The sequence below is a fragment of the Actinophytocola algeriensis genome, assembly GCF_014203735.1.
In the GTDB taxonomy this organism is placed as follows: Bacteria; Actinomycetota; Actinomycetes; order Mycobacteriales; family Pseudonocardiaceae; genus Actinophytocola; species Actinophytocola algeriensis.
On sequence record NZ_JACHJQ010000012.1, the window covers coordinates 177,055 to 193,860 of the forward strand.

11 protein-coding genes and 1 pseudogene are annotated in these 16,806 nt (G+C 69.1%); 7 read left to right on the forward strand and 5 right to left on the reverse strand.

The annotated features are described in order from the left end of the window. The first annotated feature begins 378 nt into the window (after positions 1 to 378). Together FHR82_RS42150 and FHR82_RS42155 are read left to right on the forward strand one after the other, a co-directional pair. Positions 379 to 2,397 (forward strand): family 43 glycosylhydrolase, encoded by a 2,019-nt coding sequence (locus tag FHR82_RS42150; protein ID WP_311771547.1) that lies wholly within the window; start codon positions 379 to 381, stop codon positions 2,395 to 2,397. A gap of 14 nt (positions 2,398 to 2,411) precedes the next feature. Then, the gene (locus tag FHR82_RS42155) at positions 2,412 to 5,141 is read left to right on the forward strand and encodes a beta-L-arabinofuranosidase domain-containing protein (RefSeq protein WP_184816308.1); all 2,730 of its coding nucleotides are present in this window, start codon (positions 2,412 to 2,414) and stop codon (positions 5,139 to 5,141) included. A 100-nt stretch (positions 5,142 to 5,241) separates the two neighbouring features. Here FHR82_RS42155 and FHR82_RS42160 read toward each other — a convergent pair whose 3' ends face one another. From FHR82_RS42160 to FHR82_RS42180, 5 genes are read right to left on the reverse strand one after another with little or no spacing between them, the layout of a single operon-like run. Further along, the gene (locus tag FHR82_RS42160) at positions 5,242 to 6,510 is read right to left on the reverse strand and encodes a mandelate racemase/muconate lactonizing enzyme family protein (protein ID WP_184816309.1); all 1,269 of its coding nucleotides are present in this window, start codon (positions 6,508 to 6,510) and stop codon (positions 5,242 to 5,244) included. A gap of 2 nt (positions 6,511 to 6,512) precedes the next feature. Then, entirely contained in the window at positions 6,513 to 7,313 is an 801-nt protein-coding gene (locus FHR82_RS42165; RefSeq protein WP_311771548.1) for a carbohydrate ABC transporter permease, read from the reverse strand. A gap of 26 nt (positions 7,314 to 7,339) precedes the next feature. After that, positions 7,340 to 8,212 (reverse strand): carbohydrate ABC transporter permease, encoded by an 873-nt coding sequence (locus tag FHR82_RS42170; RefSeq protein ID WP_184816311.1) that lies wholly within the window; start codon positions 8,210 to 8,212, stop codon positions 7,340 to 7,342. A 4-nt stretch (positions 8,213 to 8,216) separates the two neighbouring features. After that, positions 8,217 to 9,482: an ABC transporter substrate-binding protein gene (locus tag FHR82_RS42175; RefSeq protein ID WP_184816312.1), complete on the reverse strand. Its 1,266-nt coding sequence runs from the start codon at positions 9,480 to 9,482 to the stop codon at positions 8,217 to 8,219. After that, positions 9,479 to 11,857 (reverse strand): RICIN domain-containing protein, encoded by a 2,379-nt coding sequence (locus FHR82_RS42180; protein ID WP_184816313.1) that lies wholly within the window; start codon positions 11,855 to 11,857, stop codon positions 9,479 to 9,481. The genes FHR82_RS42175 and FHR82_RS42180 overlap by 4 nt, the downstream gene beginning before the upstream one ends. A 487-nt stretch (positions 11,858 to 12,344) precedes the next feature. On the opposite strand from FHR82_RS42180, the gene FHR82_RS42185 reads away from it, so the two are divergent. The 5 genes and pseudogenes from FHR82_RS42185 to FHR82_RS42200 all read left to right on the forward strand — a co-directional run. After that, entirely contained in the window at positions 12,345 to 13,709 is a 1,365-nt protein-coding gene (locus tag FHR82_RS42185) for an RICIN domain-containing protein (RefSeq protein ID WP_184816314.1), read from the forward strand. A gap of 479 nt (positions 13,710 to 14,188) precedes the next feature. Continuing rightward, positions 14,189 to 15,844, forward strand: coding sequence for a glycoside hydrolase family 27 protein (locus FHR82_RS42190; protein WP_184816315.1), 1,656 nt, complete (start codon positions 14,189 to 14,191; stop codon positions 15,842 to 15,844). Positions 15,845 to 15,938: 94 nt separating this feature from the next. Beyond that, entirely contained in the window at positions 15,939 to 16,193 is a 255-nt protein-coding gene (locus FHR82_RS42195; protein ID WP_225945320.1) for a hypothetical protein, read from the forward strand. Then, a pseudogene (locus FHR82_RS47850) lies at positions 16,190 to 16,276 on the forward strand (RICIN domain-containing protein); the annotation flags it as partial. The gene FHR82_RS42195 and the pseudogene FHR82_RS47850, both read left to right, overlap by 4 nt. 84 nt (positions 16,277 to 16,360) lie before the next feature. Then, positions 16,361 to 16,806, forward strand: a 446-nt coding sequence (locus tag FHR82_RS42200; protein WP_184816327.1) for an endo-1,4-beta-xylanase, incomplete at its 3' end; no start/stop codon positions are given.

The following is a 16,806-nucleotide window of genomic DNA, read 5'->3' on the forward strand; positions in this document are numbered from 1 at the left end:
CGATGAGTCTCATCTGTGCCTATGGACCCCATAGTGCCAGCATAGACGCTAGATGAGGAAGTAGAGAAGGGATCGGAGGGTGTTGGAGCGCCAGGTTAGCGTTCACATTGAGTCGTGTTCGATCGTTGACTTGGCGTGCGCGGGCTCGCTACATTCGTTTCGGCGACGTCGCTGAATGGTTGCGGTGACGAGTTACGCGATGGCGCCTTCTTCTGGGCTTCTTTGCCTGACGCATGCCGTCGGGAAATCAATCCTGCGGACAATGATGTCGGAGGATGCGCAATGGTGCGTGTTCGGGTACGAGCGCTACTGAACGGGTCGACAGCAGCCACCAGTACATACCGGCTGCGTCGTGCCTGGCGGACGAGATTGGTGTCGGTGCTGGTCGCCGTCCTCGCGTGCGGCGTGGTGACGGTCGTGAACCCGGCGCCTGGTGTCGCCGCGACAGTCGACACCAGCGCGTGGTACGTGCTGGTGAACCGCAACAGCGGCAAAGCCTTGGACGTCTACGACTTCGCGACGAACGACGGTGCGCGGACCACGCAGTGGGCCAGGAGTGACGGTGCGAACCAGCAGTGGCAGTTCGTCGACTCCGGCGGTGGCTACTACCGCCTGAAGTCCCGGCACTCCGGGAAAGTGCTCGATGTCCACAACTTCTCGACCGCCGACGGTGGCGCGGTCGTGCAGTGGGCGGACGGGAACGGGACGAACCAGCAGTTCCGCCTTGCCGACTCGGACGGCGGCCACGTCCGGCTGATCAACCGCAACAGCGGCAAGGCGGTCGAGGTGCAGAACGCGTCGACGGCCGACGGCGCGAACATCGTGCAGTACCGGGACTGGGGTGGCGCGAACCAGCAGTGGCAGCTCGTCCGCGTCGACGGCGGCCAGCAGCCGGGCGACCAGTTCACCAACCCGGTGGTCTGGCAGGACTTCGCCGACGTCGAGGTGATCCGGGTCGGCGACACCTACTACATGACCTCGTCCACCATGCACTACTCGCCGGGTGCGCCGATCCTGCGCTCCTACGACCTGGTGAACTGGGAGTTCGCTGGGCATGCCGTGCCGTCGCTGGACTTCGGGTCGAAGTACGACCTCAACGGCGGCCGCGCTTACGTCGACGGCATCTGGGCGTCGACCCTCGGCCACCGGCAGAGCAACGGAACCTTCTACTGGGCGGGCTGCATCGACTTCAACGACACCCACATCTACACCGCCACCAGCGTCGAGGGACCGTGGTCGCGCCACGCCACCATCGACAACTGCTACTACGACGCGGGCCTGCTGGTCGACACCGACGACACGATGTACGTCGCCTACGGCAACACGACCATCAGCGTCGCGCAGCTGTCGGCCGACGGTCGCACCCAGGTCCGGTCCCAGCAGGTGTTCAGCACCCCGTCCAACGTGGGCACCCTCGAAGGCGCCCGCTTCTACAAGCGGGGCAACAGCTACTACATCTGGCTGACCCGCCCTGCCAACGGCCAGTACGTCCTCAAGTCGGACAACGGCCCGTTCGGCCCGTACACGATGCGCCAGGTCCTCCTCGACCTGCCGGGTCCGATCTCCGGCGGCGGTGTGCCGCACCAGGGTGGCCTCGTCCAGACGCAGAACGGCCAGTGGTACTACATGGCGTTCGTCGACGCCTACCCCGGCGGTCGCGTGCCCGCGCTGGCGCCGATCACGTGGACCTCCGACGGGTGGCCGGTGCTGCAGACCGTCAACGGCGCCTGGGGCGTCAACTACCCGTACCCGAACGTGCCGACGCCCCCGAGAACGGTGAAACCGCTGATCGGCTCGGACACGTTCGCCGGCACGACGCTGGGACCGCAGTGGGAGTGGAACCACGACCCGGACACCAGCAGGTACTCGGTGAACAACGGGCTGCGGCTGCAGACGGCGACGGTCACGAACGACCTGTACTCGGCGCGCAACACCCTGACCCACCGCATCCAGGGACCGTCGTCCACGGCGACCATCGAACTGGACTACAGCGCGATGCGCGACGGCGATCGCACCGGCCTCGCCATGCTGCGCCAGACCTCGGCGTGGATCGGGGTCAAACGCGACAACGGCACCACCCGCGTCGTGATGACGAACGGCCTGACCATGGACAGCAACTGGAACACCACCGGCACCGGCTCGGAGGTCGCGGGCGCCGCGGTGAGCGGCGGCCGGATCTGGTTGCGCGCCAACGCCGACATCCGGCCCGGGTCGAACCGGCAGGCCCGGTTCTCCTACAGCACGGACGGGACCACGTTCATCCCGCTCGGCAACACACTGACCCTGAACAACACCTGGCAGTTCTTCATGGGCTACCGATTCGGGATCTTCAACCACGCGACACAAGCCCTCGGCGGCGCGGTCACTGTGCGCCGGTTCGACCTGACCACACCGTGAGGCAGGAAAACGTCATGTCTTCTTTCAGTCGTCGCCGGATGTTCCAGGCCGCGGGTGTCGCGGCCGCCGCGACCGCCATGCCCACCCTGCTCAGCGGCGTCGCCGGCGCGGTGGTCGCGCCGGTGCGCCAGGACATCGGGGTGTCCGCGTACCCCTTCGACCTCGGGCAGGTACGCCTGACCGCGGGCAGGTGGCTGGACAACCAGAACAGGACGCTGTCCTACCTGCGGTTCGTCAACGTCGACCGGCTGCTGTACAACTTCCGCGCCAACCACCGGCTCTCCACGAACGGTGCGGCCGCGCTCGGTGGCTGGGAGGCGCCCGACTTCCCGTTCCGCACGCACAGCCAGGGGCACTTCCTGACCGCGTGGGCGCAGGCCTACGCGGTGCTGGGCGACACCACCTGCCGCGACCGGGCCGGCCAGATGGTGGCCGAGCTGGTCAGGTGCCAGGCGAACAACGCGGCCGCCGGGTTCAACACCGGCTACCTGTCCGGTTTCCCGGAGTCCGACTTCGACGCGATGGAGGCAGGCAGCCCGCGGTCGGTGTCGTGGTACTCGCTGCACAAGACCCTGGCCGGGCTGCTGGACGTGTGGCGGTACACCGGCAGCACCCAGGCCCGCGACGTGCTGCTGCGGTTCGCGGGCTGGGTCGACTGGCGCACCGGGCGGCTGTCCTACAGCACGATGCAGCGGGTGCTGGGCACCGAGTTCGGCGGGATGAACGCCGTGCTCACCGATCTGTACCAGCAGACGGGTGAAACCCGGTGGCTCACCGCGGCGCAGCGGTTCGACCACGCCGCCGTCTTCGACCCCCTCGCGTCCGGGCAGGACCGGCTGAACGGGTTGCACGCCAACACCCAGGTGCCCAAGTGGGTGGGCGCGGCCCGCGAGTACAAGGCCACCGGCACCACCCGCTACCGCGACATCGCCGTCAACGCGTGGGACCTCACGGTCGGCGCGCACACCTACGTCATCGGCGGCAACAGCCAGGCCGAGCACTTCCGCGCACCGAACGCCATCGCGGCGTACCTGAACACCGACACCGCCGAGGCCTGCAACACCTACAACATGCTCAAGCTGACCCGCGAGCTGTGGCTGCTCGACCCGGCGCGGGCGTCCTACTTCGACTACTACGAACGCGCACTGCTCAACCACCTGATCGGCCAGCAGAACCCGGCCGACGGCCACGGGCACATCTGCTACTTCACCGGGCTCAACCCCGGCCACCGCCGCGGCGACACCGGTCCCGCGTGGGGCGGCGGGCACTGGAGCACCGACTACACCACGTTCTGGTGCTGCCAGGGCACCGGGCTCGAGACGAACACCAAGCTGGCCGACTCGATCTACTTCCACAACGGCACCACCCTGACGGTGAACCTGTACACGCCGTCGGTGCTGACCTGGGCGGCGCGGGGGATCACGGTCACGCAGACCACCACCTACCCGGCCTCGGACACCACCACGCTGACCGTCACCGGCAACGCCGGCGGCTCGTGGACCATGCGGCTGCGCATCCCCGAGTGGACCACCGGCGCCACCGTGAGCGTCAACGGCGTGAACCAGAACCTGACCACGACCCCCGGCAGCTACGCCGCGCTGACCCGGTCGTGGACGTCCGGCGACACCGTCACCCTCCGGCTGCCGATGCGCGTGATCATGCGGGCCGCCAACGACAACCCCGGGGTACAGGCCATCACCTTCGGGCCCGCGGTCCTGGCGGGCAACTACGGCAACACCGCGCTCTCCGCGCTGCCGTCGCTCAACGTCGACTCCATCACCAGGACCAGCACGTCCTCGCTCGCGTTCACCGCGACCGCCAACGGCACCACCGTCAACCTCGGCCCGTTCCACGACGCCCACGGCCACAACTACACCGTCTACTGGAACACCGGGGGAGGAGGCGGCGGAACGGACTCCGGGTACCGGCTGGTCAACGCCGCCAGCGGGCTGGTGCTCGGTGTGCAGAACATGTCCACAGCGGACGGTGGGCTCGCCGTGCAGTGGGGTGACACCGGGACCGCCGACCACAACTGGCAGGTGGTCCCCGACAGCGGCGCCGTGAAGCTCCGCAACCTCAACAGCGGCAAGGTCCTCGGCGTGGAGAACATGTCCACGGCGGACAACGCACGCGTGCTGCAGTGGAGCGACACCGGCACCGCCGACCACCGGTGGACGGTCGTCGACAACGGCGACGGGACGCACAAGCTCCGCAACGCCAACAGCTCCAAGGTGCTCGGCATCCTCGACGGTGCCACCGCGGCAGGCGCCCAGGCCGTGCAGGACGCGGACAACGGCACCACCGACAACAGGTGGCGGTTCGTGCCCGCCGGTGCCCACCGGATCCAGAACCTGGCCAGTGGCCTGGTCATCGGCGTGCAGAACATGTCAACCGCGGACGGTGGCCTGGCGGTCACCTGGGACGACAGCGGTACCGCCGACCACCTGTGGACCGCACTTCCCGACCCTGACGGCTACTTCCGGCTCCGCAACAGCAACAGCGGCAAGGTGCTCGGCGTGGAGAACGGCGCCAACAGCAACGGCGCCAGGGTGCTGCAGTGGGCGGACAACGGCACCACCGACCACAAGTGGCGCCTACGGCACGCGGCCGACGGCTACTTCCGCATCCAGTGCGCCAACGGCGGCCGGGTCCTCGGCGTCAACGGCGCGTCCACCACCCGCGGCGCCCAACTCGTCCTCTGGGAGGACAACGGCTCCGGCGACCAGCGGTGGAGGTTCATCTAGTGTCCCGCGCCGGAAATCAGGCAACTAATCCGGTGGCCCAGCGACTTAGTCACCGCATTTCCGGCGCGGGACACTAGCGATGGCGCCGCCGGGTGCGCGGTCACGTCCGGTCCGGCAAGGGACGGGCGTGCCCGTCGAGGTCGTGCCGTGCGTGTCCGTCATCCGCAGGCCGGAGGGAAGGTGGTTGCCGGGCCCCCGGGCGGTGCCGGAATGGGACGGGGGCACCGTCCGTCACGAACAGCCGGCGCCCGGCGGACTCCGGCCGCACGTTCGGGCCTGCGCCGGCCGTTGCACCACGTCGGTGCGTGGCGGCCCGGATCGCGTCCTCGTCGATCCGGATGCCGATGCCTGCCGCGTCGCCGAGGACGAACTCGCCTGCCTCGACGTGCACGTCGATGGCCACGCCGTGTGGTGCGGTGAGGTCCTGCAGTTCGCTGACGAGGTGGTTCGGTATCGAGGTGGCGGCGTGCAGCAGGCCGACGGGGGTGTTGCCGACCGGGCTGACCGGCAGGTCGTGCGCGTTGGCCAGCGTGGCGACCCGCAGGAAGTGGGTGATGCCCCAGACCGCGCTCGTCTGGACGATGTCGATCGCGCCCGCGGTGAGCAGGGGCCGGAACTGTTCGAGGCCGGAGAGGTTTTCCCCACTGGCCACGGAGGCCCGGATGCCTCTGCCGACGACGGCCATCCCTTCGACGTCCCAGCGCCGGACCGGTTCCTCGACCCAGGTGAGGTCGATGGCGCGCTCGAGCTCGCACACGTGGCGAACGGCCTGCTTGCGCGACCACGCCTCGTTCGCGTCGAGCATCAGCGCGGGTCGCGGCCCGCGCGCGGCGTCGGCCAGGATGTCGCGCACCAGGGTCAGCCTGCGCCGGTCCTGCTCGACGTCCAGGCCGCCCTTGAGCTTGGCGGCGCGCAGCCCGTGCGCCGCGTAGTCCTGGTACACCGCCACGAGCTCGTCGTCGGTGAGGCCGATGTCCAGGCCGGACGCGTACGCGGGCACCCGCCGGTCGCGACCGCCCAGCAGCCGCCACAGCGGTTCCCCGGCGGCCTGGGCCTTGATGTCCCACAGCGCCGTGTCGAACGCGCCGATGGTGCCGAACACCGCGCCGGTGTGACCGGCCTTGAACGTCTGCCGCAGCATGCGGTCGTAGAGTGCCGTGACCGCGCGCGGGTCCTCGCCGTCGATGGCGGCGAAGACCGTCCCGGCGTCGGCGTGCGGCCCGAGACCGACGCCGGTGATCCCCTCGTCGGTCTCCACCAGGACGATCGGCACGGGAACGACCCCGTCGGCGAAGACGCCGTTGGCGTCACCGACCGGTCGCCCCCACTCCTGGACCGTGTCGAGGGTTCGGTACCCGGTGATCCGCATGGTCAGCCCTTCGTCGAACCGGCGGTGACGCCTTCTGCGATGTGGCGCTGGAAGAAGAGGTAGATCATCAGCACGGGCACGGCGGCGATCAGGACGCCTGCGGCGAACGTCGGGATGTCGTCCGAGTACTGCCCGCGGAGCGAGGTGACCCCGACCATCAGGGTGCGGTTCCGCGCCGACGGCATCATCAGCAGGGCGATGAGCACGTCGTTCCAGCAGAACAGCGCGTTCAGGATGCCGACCGAGATCAGTGCCGGGGTGCCGAGCGGCAGCATGATCCGCCGGTAGACGCCGAACAGGGTGTTGCCGTCGATCCTGGCCGCGTCGACGATCTCGGTCGGGACGTGCGCGTAGTAGCTCGCCATCAGGAAGATCGTGAACGGGAGGAACTGCGCGACGTAGGCGAGGACCAGCCCGGGATGGGTGTCGATCAGACCGAGGGTGGTCATCGTCCTGGCGAGCGGCACCATGATGACCTGGAACGGGACGAACAGCGCCGCGAGGCAGCCGAGGAAGAGCACCCGGGAGCCACGGAACCGCAGTCTGCCCAGTGCGAAGCCCGCCATCGAACCGATCACCAGCAGCAGTGCGACCGCGCATGTCACGACGATGAGCGAGTTGGCGAAGTAGCGCGCCATCCCGACGCTGTGCCACGCCGTGGCGAGGTTGTCCAACCGGGGGGAGCCGGCGGGGGAGAGGCGGTCGAGGACGTACTCGTGCCGCGTCTTCAGCGCCACGTTCGTGGTGAACACCAGCGGGTAGATCGTGGCCACCGCGAGCGCCGCCATCGGAACGGCGACCACCCACCTGCTCACCCTGGACACGGACATCAGTCCGCCCTGCCGGACCGGCGGAGCACGCTGATCTGCAGCAGTCCCACCACCACCATGACGAGAAAGAGGACGGTGGACGCGGCCGAGGCGAGTGCCGGCCGGTTCATCTGGCCCTGCTGGATCCAGATGTAGTACTCCGGCAGGTAGGTCGTGCCGCCCGGGCCGCCGCCGGTCATCACGTAGAGCAGCCCGAACATCGACGTCAGCATCCCGATCATCGTGGTCACGACGACGAACTGGATGGTGCGGGACAGGCCTGGGACGATCACGTGCCAGATCACCCTCGGCAGGGACGCGCCGTCGATCCGCGCGGCGTCCAGCAGCGAGGAGTCCAGGGTGGCGAACCCGGCGAGGAACACCACCAGCGCCATCCCGAAGGTCGCCCACACGTGGACACCGACGACCGCGTAGATCGCGACGTCCGGGTCGCCGAGCCAGTCGACCGGGCCGAGGCCGACGGTGCCGAGAACGGCGTTGACGGGACCGTCGAAGGCCAGCAGCAGGTTGAAGACCGCACCGACGATCACCGGTGACAGCACGGCGGGGAAGAAGTAGGCGCCGCGGAAGAACCGGTGGCCCGGTACGCGCAGGTAGATGAACGTCGCGAGCAGCCCGGGGATGGCGACCGCCACCGGGAGCAACAGCACCAGCAGCCCCACGTTGCGCAGCGCGCCGAGGAAGAGCGGGTCGCCGAAGAGGACCGCGTAGTTGTCCAGGCCGACGGCGGTTCCGTCGCGTTCCCCGTCTCCGGTGAAGGAGAAGTTGACGCCGAGCACGAGTGGGTACAGCCGCAACACGACGATGATCAGCACGGCGGGAGCGACCAGTGCGTACGGCGCCAGGCGTTCCGCGGTCGTGCGGCGGAACACCCGCTCAGCCCTCCCGGTCCGAGGCGGCCAGTTGTCTCAGCGCCTCGTCGACGGTGACCGAGCCGCTGAGCAGCTGCTGGGACAGCCGGCCCATCAGGTCGAGGGTCTGCGAGGACAGTGCCACGTGCAGGGCCGGTTTCCCGGTCTCGATCCCGGCGACGATCTCGGTGACGGCCGGGCCCGCCTTCGACACGTCGATGGTGGTGTCGGCGGCGATCGCGCCCGCGTCGGCGTGGAACACCGCCAGCGCGTCCCGTGCGGTCAGCGAGCGGACCAGGTCGGCGGCGAGTGCGGGATCAGCGGTCCACCTGGCGACCGCGTACCCGATGCCACCGTCGTAGGGCAGGCTCGGTGTCGCCCCTGGAGTGATGACCGGTGCCCGCATCACCCCGATGTCGCCGGGGTCGAGGAACTCGCCGAAGTCCTTCCAGTGCCCGACGTCCGACATCAGCCCGATGACGTGGGCGGCCTTGCCGGAGGAGAAGAGGGCGAAGGAGTCGTTGAACATCGCCGTCGAGTTGGCCGCATCGTTGTTGAGGCCCGCGCCGTCGGTCTCCGTCCACAGCTCGAAGATCCGCTGCACGTCCGGGGAGGTCCAGTCCCGCTTGCCTGCGATCCAGTCGTCGTACTCCTGGCCGGTGAGCGCGCCGGAACCCAGGCCGGACAGGAAGAACTGGATGCCGATGCCCTCCTTGTTGCCGAGCGCCAGGCACTTCGTGCCGGTCTTGGCCATGATCGTGGCGCACCCGCCGACGAAGTCGCTCCAGGTCGCCGGCGGACTGTCCGGATCGAGGCCCGCTCGTTCGTACAGCTTCCTGTTGTAGTAGATCGGGTGGCCCTGCAACGTGACCGGCGCGGCGTAGGTCCTGCCGTCCTTGCTGAACGCGTCCCAGCCCACGAGCCGGTCCCGGTCCTCGGCGACGTGGGAGTCCAGCGGCACGAGGGCGTCGACCCGGTCGCGGAGCTGGCCGCCGCCGTTGAACAGCATGACGTCCGGGCCTTTGCCTGCCTGGATGGCCGCGCCGAGCAGGGTGTAGTACTGGTCGAACGGCTGGGCCACGAACTCGACGGTGATGTCCGGGTGCTTCTCCGCGAAGTCGGCCTTCGCCGCCTCGACGTAGGCGGCCGCGGCGTCGTCCCCCGACTTCCAGTCCCAGACCACCAGCGAGTCGGCGCCGCCACCGGACGACGATCCCGGTCCCGAGGCACTGCCGCACCCCGCCAACGTCAGTGCCGAGGCCAGGACGACCGTCCACAGTGCTCGCCTCATCGCAGGCTCCACTGCTGGTTCGCCCCGCCGTGGCACGACCAGAGGTGAACGAGAGTGCCGTTCGCGGTCCCGTTGCCGCTCGCGTCGAGGCACAGCCCGGACTGCACGCCCGTGACCGTCCCGTTGGCGTTGAGGTTCCACTGCTGGTTCGTGCCACCGTGGCAGTCCCAGATGATCGCCGCGGTGCCGTTGGCGGTGCCCTGCCCGGACGCGTCGAGACACTTGTTGCCGTACACGACGAGCTGCTTGGCGGCGGTGTAGGTCCACCGCTGGCCTGCGGTGCCGTTGCAGTCCCACAGCCGCGTCCCGGCGCCGTTGGCCGTGCTCCCCCCGTTGACCTCGGCACAGCGACCCGACTGGGCACCCACGATCGTGCCCGCTTGGGGGTCAGCGCCGCCGTCGGGCCCGGCGTTCGCCATCACGGCCTGGGCACCGGACGGCCAGTTCCCGCCGGTGACCGTCACGTTGCTGTGGACGACGTTGCCGCGGTCGCCGTTGGTCACGTTGGTGCTGCCGTTGGTCGACCAGTTGCCGGTGACCGTCCAGTTGCCCATGTTCTCGCCACCCCAGTAGTTGGCGGTGGCCCAGGTGCCGGTGGCGGAGAAGACGTTGCCGGTGGCGGAGTAGTACCGCGAGCCCTCGTCGAAGTAGACGCCGAAGTAGCCGCCTGTCCGCAGGCAGTAGTTGCCGCTGATCACCGCGCTCGGGTTCCACCCCAGCGTGTAGATGCAGCCGCCGTCGTTCATCTGCTGCATGACGTCGTGGATGTAGTTGCCGACGAGCCGGTTGCCGGACGCGGTGGTGGGTGTGGAGTACCGCGGCTGGTAGTCGTACAGGCCGCGGCCCGCGTAGTGGTCGCTGCCGCCCGCGTCGTTGCTGCCCCAGCCGTAGCCGATCGACATGCCGGAGTACGGCATGTTGTAGACCTCGTTGTGGGACACGTCGGTCGTCGTGACGTAGGTGGTCAGTACCGAGACGTTGCCCCGGTACTCCACGCCGAGGTCGTGGATGCGGTTGTCGCTGATGGTGATGTTCCGGTTGACCATCCGCTGGTCGCCGGGGTGGTGCGCGTCCGCGCGGACGCCGCCGACCACGACGCCGCCCGCGGAGCTGCGGGCGATCTCGGAGCCGGTGACCGTGATGTCGCTTGCCCCGAGGCCGACCCCGCTGGCGTGGGCGTTGGCGTCGTTGCCGATGCCGATGGCCGTCTGTCCCAGGTTGACGAACGCGGAGTCGCCGAAGGTGATGCCGCGCGCGGCGGAGACCTGCACGGCGGCGGGCATCTGGTACCAGTGCGGCCGGGCCGCCTCGAACTGCCGGCAGCCGTTCTGGCACGACGTCAGCCGGTCGGCTGGCCAGTTCCAGTTGCCCGCGAGGTAGGCGCCGGTCTGCTGGTCCGCGTACCCCTGGTTGCTGCTGGGGCCGAGCCAGCTCGTGCCGGTGAAGGTGATCCCGCTGAACTCGATGTCGTGCGCGGGCGCGTCATACGTACCGCCGACGTTCACCAGCGACTGCAACACCGGCAGCTCGACGCTGACGTTGTTCATGTTCTGCCCGGCGAGCGGGATGTAGTACAGCGTGCCGGTTCCGGGGTTGACGTACCACTCGCCTGCCGCGTCGAGGAACTCGTACGCGTTGGCCAGGTAGAACGGACCCGCCCGATGTGGCGCGGCGAGCGTGTCGTACCCGAAGGTGTTGTTGTTCCACGCGGGTTGTTGCATCGTGATGACGTTCCCGCTGATGCTCTGCACCGGTGAGTACCGGTCGGTGAACGAGTTGACGCTCTCCACCTCGACCCGGTTCTGGTTGGCCAGGTTGTTCAGGTAGCCCAGCGCGGAACTCGAGAAGGTCATGCCCGCGCTGGTGAAGGTGAACGCGGAGCGGTTCACCTGCGTGCGTGCGCGGGTGGCGATCGCGCCGTCGACGTACAACTGCCTGCTTTCCGTACCGGCGCCGACGTTCGCGCGCCAGATGTTCTTCCCGGTGTCGGCGACCGACCACCCGGTGACCGCGCGGGCGCCGCTGAGCACGGGACGTGCCGACGGGGCCGCCCGCCACACCACGCGGTGACCGTTGTTGCCGGAGTCCGCCGCGGTCAGCCGCAGCGGCGCGGAAAGCCGGTACACCCCGCCTGCCAGCTCCACGACGATGTCACCGGACATGGCGCCGGTGAGCGACCGCACCGCCGTCTGCGCGGCGGACAGCGAGCACGGGTCGGCGGCGGAGCAACTGGTGCCGGTACCGGACGGGGAGGCGTGCAGTGTGGCCGTGGCCGCGACGGCGGAAGGAACCGGGACCACGACGGCCGCCGCGGCGGCGAGCGCGACCAAGGCCGCCCGGGCCGACAGCGGTCTCCTGGGTATGGACGCGAACACGGGATCTCCTTACGTGGGGCGGTGCCGGCGAACGCCCGAGGCCCGGCCGCCCGCGGCACCCGAGCCTGTGCACCCGGGGGTGACGGCGCTCGACGGCTCCCGTGCGCGCCGATCAGGTCGCGAAGATCGCGTCGTAGGACTGGTGATGACAGCAGGGACACACAGCGGACATCAGTCCACCATAGGAAGGAAACATGCACAAGCATCCGATGGATGAATCAGACTCATCGGCCCAATAGTGGGAATGTGTCACTGAGTTCGCACCCAGTCGTCCCTTGACCACGCTCCAACGGGCCGTTGTATGGTGTGAGCTGGCGACCGCCTCACGCGGGATGGATCCGATACATCTGCGCTTCGACGCGGCAGGAGCCGCGGGAAGCCACCTCTTGCCTTCACCAGGGCCGAGTCTTGGTCGCGCCCCGGATGACCGCGCTCGGTCGACCGCCGCCGGCAGCGCCGGAGCCCATCACCACAAAGGAGTTGTGTGATGTCGAGGTGCGGATCCCTGCTCAGATCCATGGCGGCCGCGGCGCTCCTCGCCGTGGCCGCGGGCGGTGCGGTGTACGGCAGTGCCGGCGCGTCCCCGTCGGAGGCGGCCATCGACGCCACCGCGGCGACCGCCGGGTGCGGCGCGGCCCCGACGCTGAACAGCGGCACGCACACGATCCAGAGCGGCGGCAAGAGCCGCGGCTTCATCCTCAAGGTCCCTGACAACTACGACAGCAACCACTCCTACCGGTTGGCGTTCGGCTTCCACTGGTGGGGCGGCACCGCGGGAGACGTCGCCTCGGGTGGCAGCGACGGGTACGCCTGGGCCTACTACGGCATGCTCTCCCAGGCGAACAACTCGACGATCTTCGTCGCGCCCCAGGGGATCGGCAACGGCTGGGCCAACTCCGGCGGCGAGGACGTGACCTTCACCGACGACATGGTCAGGGTCATCGGGGGCGCCCTCTGCGTCGACACGACACAGGTGTTCTCCGTGGGGTTCAGTTACGGCGGCGCCATGAGCTATGCACTCGCGTGCGCCCGGCCGACGGTCTTCCGCGCGGTCGCGGCCATCGCCGCCCCCGGGCCGATCAGCGGCTGTAGCGGCGGCACCCAGCCCGTCGCGTACCTGGGGATCCACGGCATCTCGGACAACATCCACAGTGGACGGTCGATGCGGGACAGGTTCGTCGGCAACAACGGCTGCACCCCACAGAACCCACCGGAGCCCGCGCAGGGGAGCCGCACCCACACGACCACCGCCTACGCGGGTTGCCGGGCGGGCTACCCGGTGGTCTGGGCCGCGTTCGACGGCGGCCACCAGCAGGGGCCGGTGGACGGGTGCGCCGGCTGCGAGAGCGGCGCGAGGAGCTGGGTCAAGCCGGAGGTGTGGCGGTTCTTCACCCAGTTCGGCAGCGACCCGGTCCCGCCCACGAAGCCGGAGGCGGGGGTGTACTACCGGTTGGGGGCCGCCCACAGCGGCAAGGCGCTCGACGTCAACGGCGCGTCCACGGCCGCCGGTGCGGCAGTGATCCAGTGGTCCGTGCACGGTGGCCAGAACCAGCAGTTCGACTTCGTCTCCTCGGGTGATGACCGCTACCGGATCCGGGCGCGGCACAGCGGACTGGTGCTCCAGCCCGCGAGTTCGGGCGGTGGCGCGGACATCGTCCAGCAGCCGGACACCAACGCCGCGGGCCAGCAGTGGCGGGTGGTCGACCAGGGCGGCGGGGCGGTGAGCCTGGTGAACCAGCAGAGCGGCCTGGCCATGGACGTGTGGAACGTGTCGACCGCCGACGGTGCCCGTGTCTCCCAGTGGACCGTGACCGGCGCCGCCAACCAGCGCTTCCTTCTCCAGCGCGTCTGATCCCACCAGCGGCGGGCCCAACCAGGAACAGGAGTGGAGAACAGGACAGAGAAGTCCGCAACTGAACCCCGGTCCGCCGCGGCGGGCGGCCCTCGACCGCGCATCGATCCAGGTGCGCGGTCAGATGGCGTACGCCTTTCCGAGGAATGTGGATAACGTCGACGACCATTCGTCACCAATGCGTGGGAGCGCTCCCGATTAGCGATGCCAATCGTGCCGCGCGGGTCGACGGCAAACGGATATGCCCTCACCTGCAACAATGTTCACGCTCACTGGACCAACGCGGGGCGGTCGAAACTTTCGCTTAGCAGGAGCGTTTTACAGGCTTGTCCTCGTCTCGGACCGCGTGTTAGCGTTCACATGTCTAGACGGTTGCGAATAGCGGGAATCTGATCGGGTGTCCGACGGGCATTGATGACCGTCGAGGGCAGACGACCGCATGATCTCCTTATTCTTCTGACCCAAGGGAAGGGGCAACGATGCCCGCGCGATCCCGTACGCGCTCATTTCGCCTGCTCGCGGCGGCGCTCATCGGGGCGACGGCGATGGCCGTGTTCGCCTCGGCGCCGAACCAACCGGTGGCGGAGGCCGCGCCGGGTAGTCCCGCGGTCACGCCGCCTCTGGGATGGAACAGCTGGAACAGTTTCGGGTGCGGCGTCACCGAGACGGCGGTCCGGCAGGCGGCGGACGCGATGGTCAGCTCCGGCATGCGGGACGCGGGCTACCAGTACGTGGTGGTCGACGACTGCTGGTTCGACCCGCAGCGCGACGGCCAGGGCAACCTGCGTGCACACCCGACGAAGTTCCCCAGCGGCATGAAGGCGCTGGGTGACCACATCCACAGCCGTGGGTTGAAGTTCGGGATCTACCAGGTGCCGACGGAGCGCACCTGCGCCCAGCGGGTCGGCACGCACCCCGGCTCGACCGGCAGCATGGGCCACGAGGTCCAGGACGCGCGCACGTTCGCTTCCTGGGGTGTGGACTACCTCAAGTACGACTGGTGTTCGCCGGACGGGACGCGGGACCAGCAGGTCGCCCGGTTCACGATCATGCGGGACGCCTTGCGGGCGACCGGCCGCCCGATCGTCTACAGCATCAACCCCAACAGCTTCCACGCGATCACGGGCGACAAGTACAACTGGGGCGAGGTCGCCGACCTGTGGCGCACCACCGAGGACCTGCTCGACATCTGGCAGAACGGCAACGTGAACAGCTACCCGATGGGCGTCGGCAACGTCGTGGACGTGAACGCGCCCCTGGCCGCGCAGGCCGGGCCCGGCCACTGGAACGACCCGGACATGCTGGTGGTCGGCCGGCCGGGGCTGACCCTCACCGAGTCGCGGGCGCACTTCGCGTTGTGGGCGCTGATGGCCGCCCCGCTGATGGCGGGCAACGACATCCGCACCATGTCCGCCGACGTCTCCGCGGTCCTGCGCAACCCGAGACTGCTCGCGGTGAACCAGGACCGGCTGGGCGCGGGCGGGCGGCGAGTGCGCGACGACGGCAACACCGAGGTGTTCGCCAAGACCCTGTCCGACGGCTCGGTCGCGGTCGGACTGTTCAACCGCGGCGGCGGCACCGCCACGGTCAGCACGACGGCCGCCCAGATCGGGTTGTCCGGCGGGTCGTTCACGCTCACCGACCTGTGGACCGGCGGCACGTCGAGCACCACCGGCCAGATCTCCGCCAGTGTCCCCGCGCACGGCGTCGCGGCCTACCGGGTCGCCGGCGGGTCGCCGCTGTCGGCCGCGACGTCCCGGATGCGCGGCGACGGGTCGGGCCGGTGCCTGGACGTCGACAACGCGTCGACCGCGGCCGGCGCGGCGGTGGTGATCTGGGACTGTCACACCGCGGCGAACCAGTCGTGGACCACGTGGGCGAACGGCGAGATTCGCGTCTTCGGTGACAAGTGCCTCGACGCCTACAACCAGGGCACCACCAACGGCACCCAGGTGATCATCTGGTCCTGCAACGGCCAGAACAACCAGAAGTGGACCGTGGGCGCCGACGGCTCCGTGACGAACGTCCACTCCGGACTCTGCCTGGACGTCAACCAGGCCGCCACCGCGAACGGGTCGCGGCTGATCCTCTGGAGCTGCAACAACCAGCCGAACCAGCGCTGGACCCGCGCGTGAGGGAGGGGCAGTAGTGAGATCGGTGCTGTCGTCCTCGGCCGTCAGGGCCAGACGTGTGACCGGTTGCTGACGCAACCCACCCGGGAGCCCAGTGATGGCCAGAAAACTCCGCACCGCGGTGGCGGCCGCTTTGCTGCTGCCACTCGTCATCGGCATGGCGCTGCTGACGGCCGCCCGGACACCGTGGCGCCCCGGCCCGCGCTGCTCGTGCTCGTCCACTACTGCGGTGGCTCGGCAGGCGCGGTCGTCAACGGCAACGGGCGGGACTTCGTGGCGGCGGAGGACCGGCGCGGGTACGCCGGTGATCATCTGGACCTGCCACGGCGGCGACACCAGAAGTGGAGCGTGAACCCGGACGGAGCCATTACCAACGTCCGGTCGGGACTGTGCTTGGACGTGTCGGGGGCCGCGACTGCCAACGGCACCAAGGTGGTCCTCTGGACCTGTACTGGCCGGACGAACCAGCAATGGACGCATCGACAGACCCGAACCTTCAACGATGAAACGAGGGTTGCCATGTTCACACGTAAACCTGCGCGACGGCGCGGTCTCGTCAGGTCGGCTGTTGCCGCGCTGACGACCGCGGGTCTCGCGGCGAGCGGACTCGTGTTGTCCGCCGGTATCGCGAACGCCGCGGACACGCTCGGTGCCGCCGCGGCCCAGAGCGGCCGCTACATTGGTGCCGCGGTCGTCCCCAACCTCCTCAACGACTCCTCGTACTCGGGCACCCTGAGCCGCGAGTTCAACAGCGTCGTGGCCGAGAACGCGATGAAGTGGGACGCCACCGAGCCCAACCGGAACCAGTTCTCCTACGGCGGCGGCGACCAGATCGTCAACTACGCCCGCGCCCGCGGCATGAGCGTCCGGGGGCACGCCCTGTTGTGGCACCAGCAGCAGCCGGGTTGGGCGCAGGGCCTGTCCGGCAGTGATCTGCGTTCGGCGATGATGAACCACGTCACCCA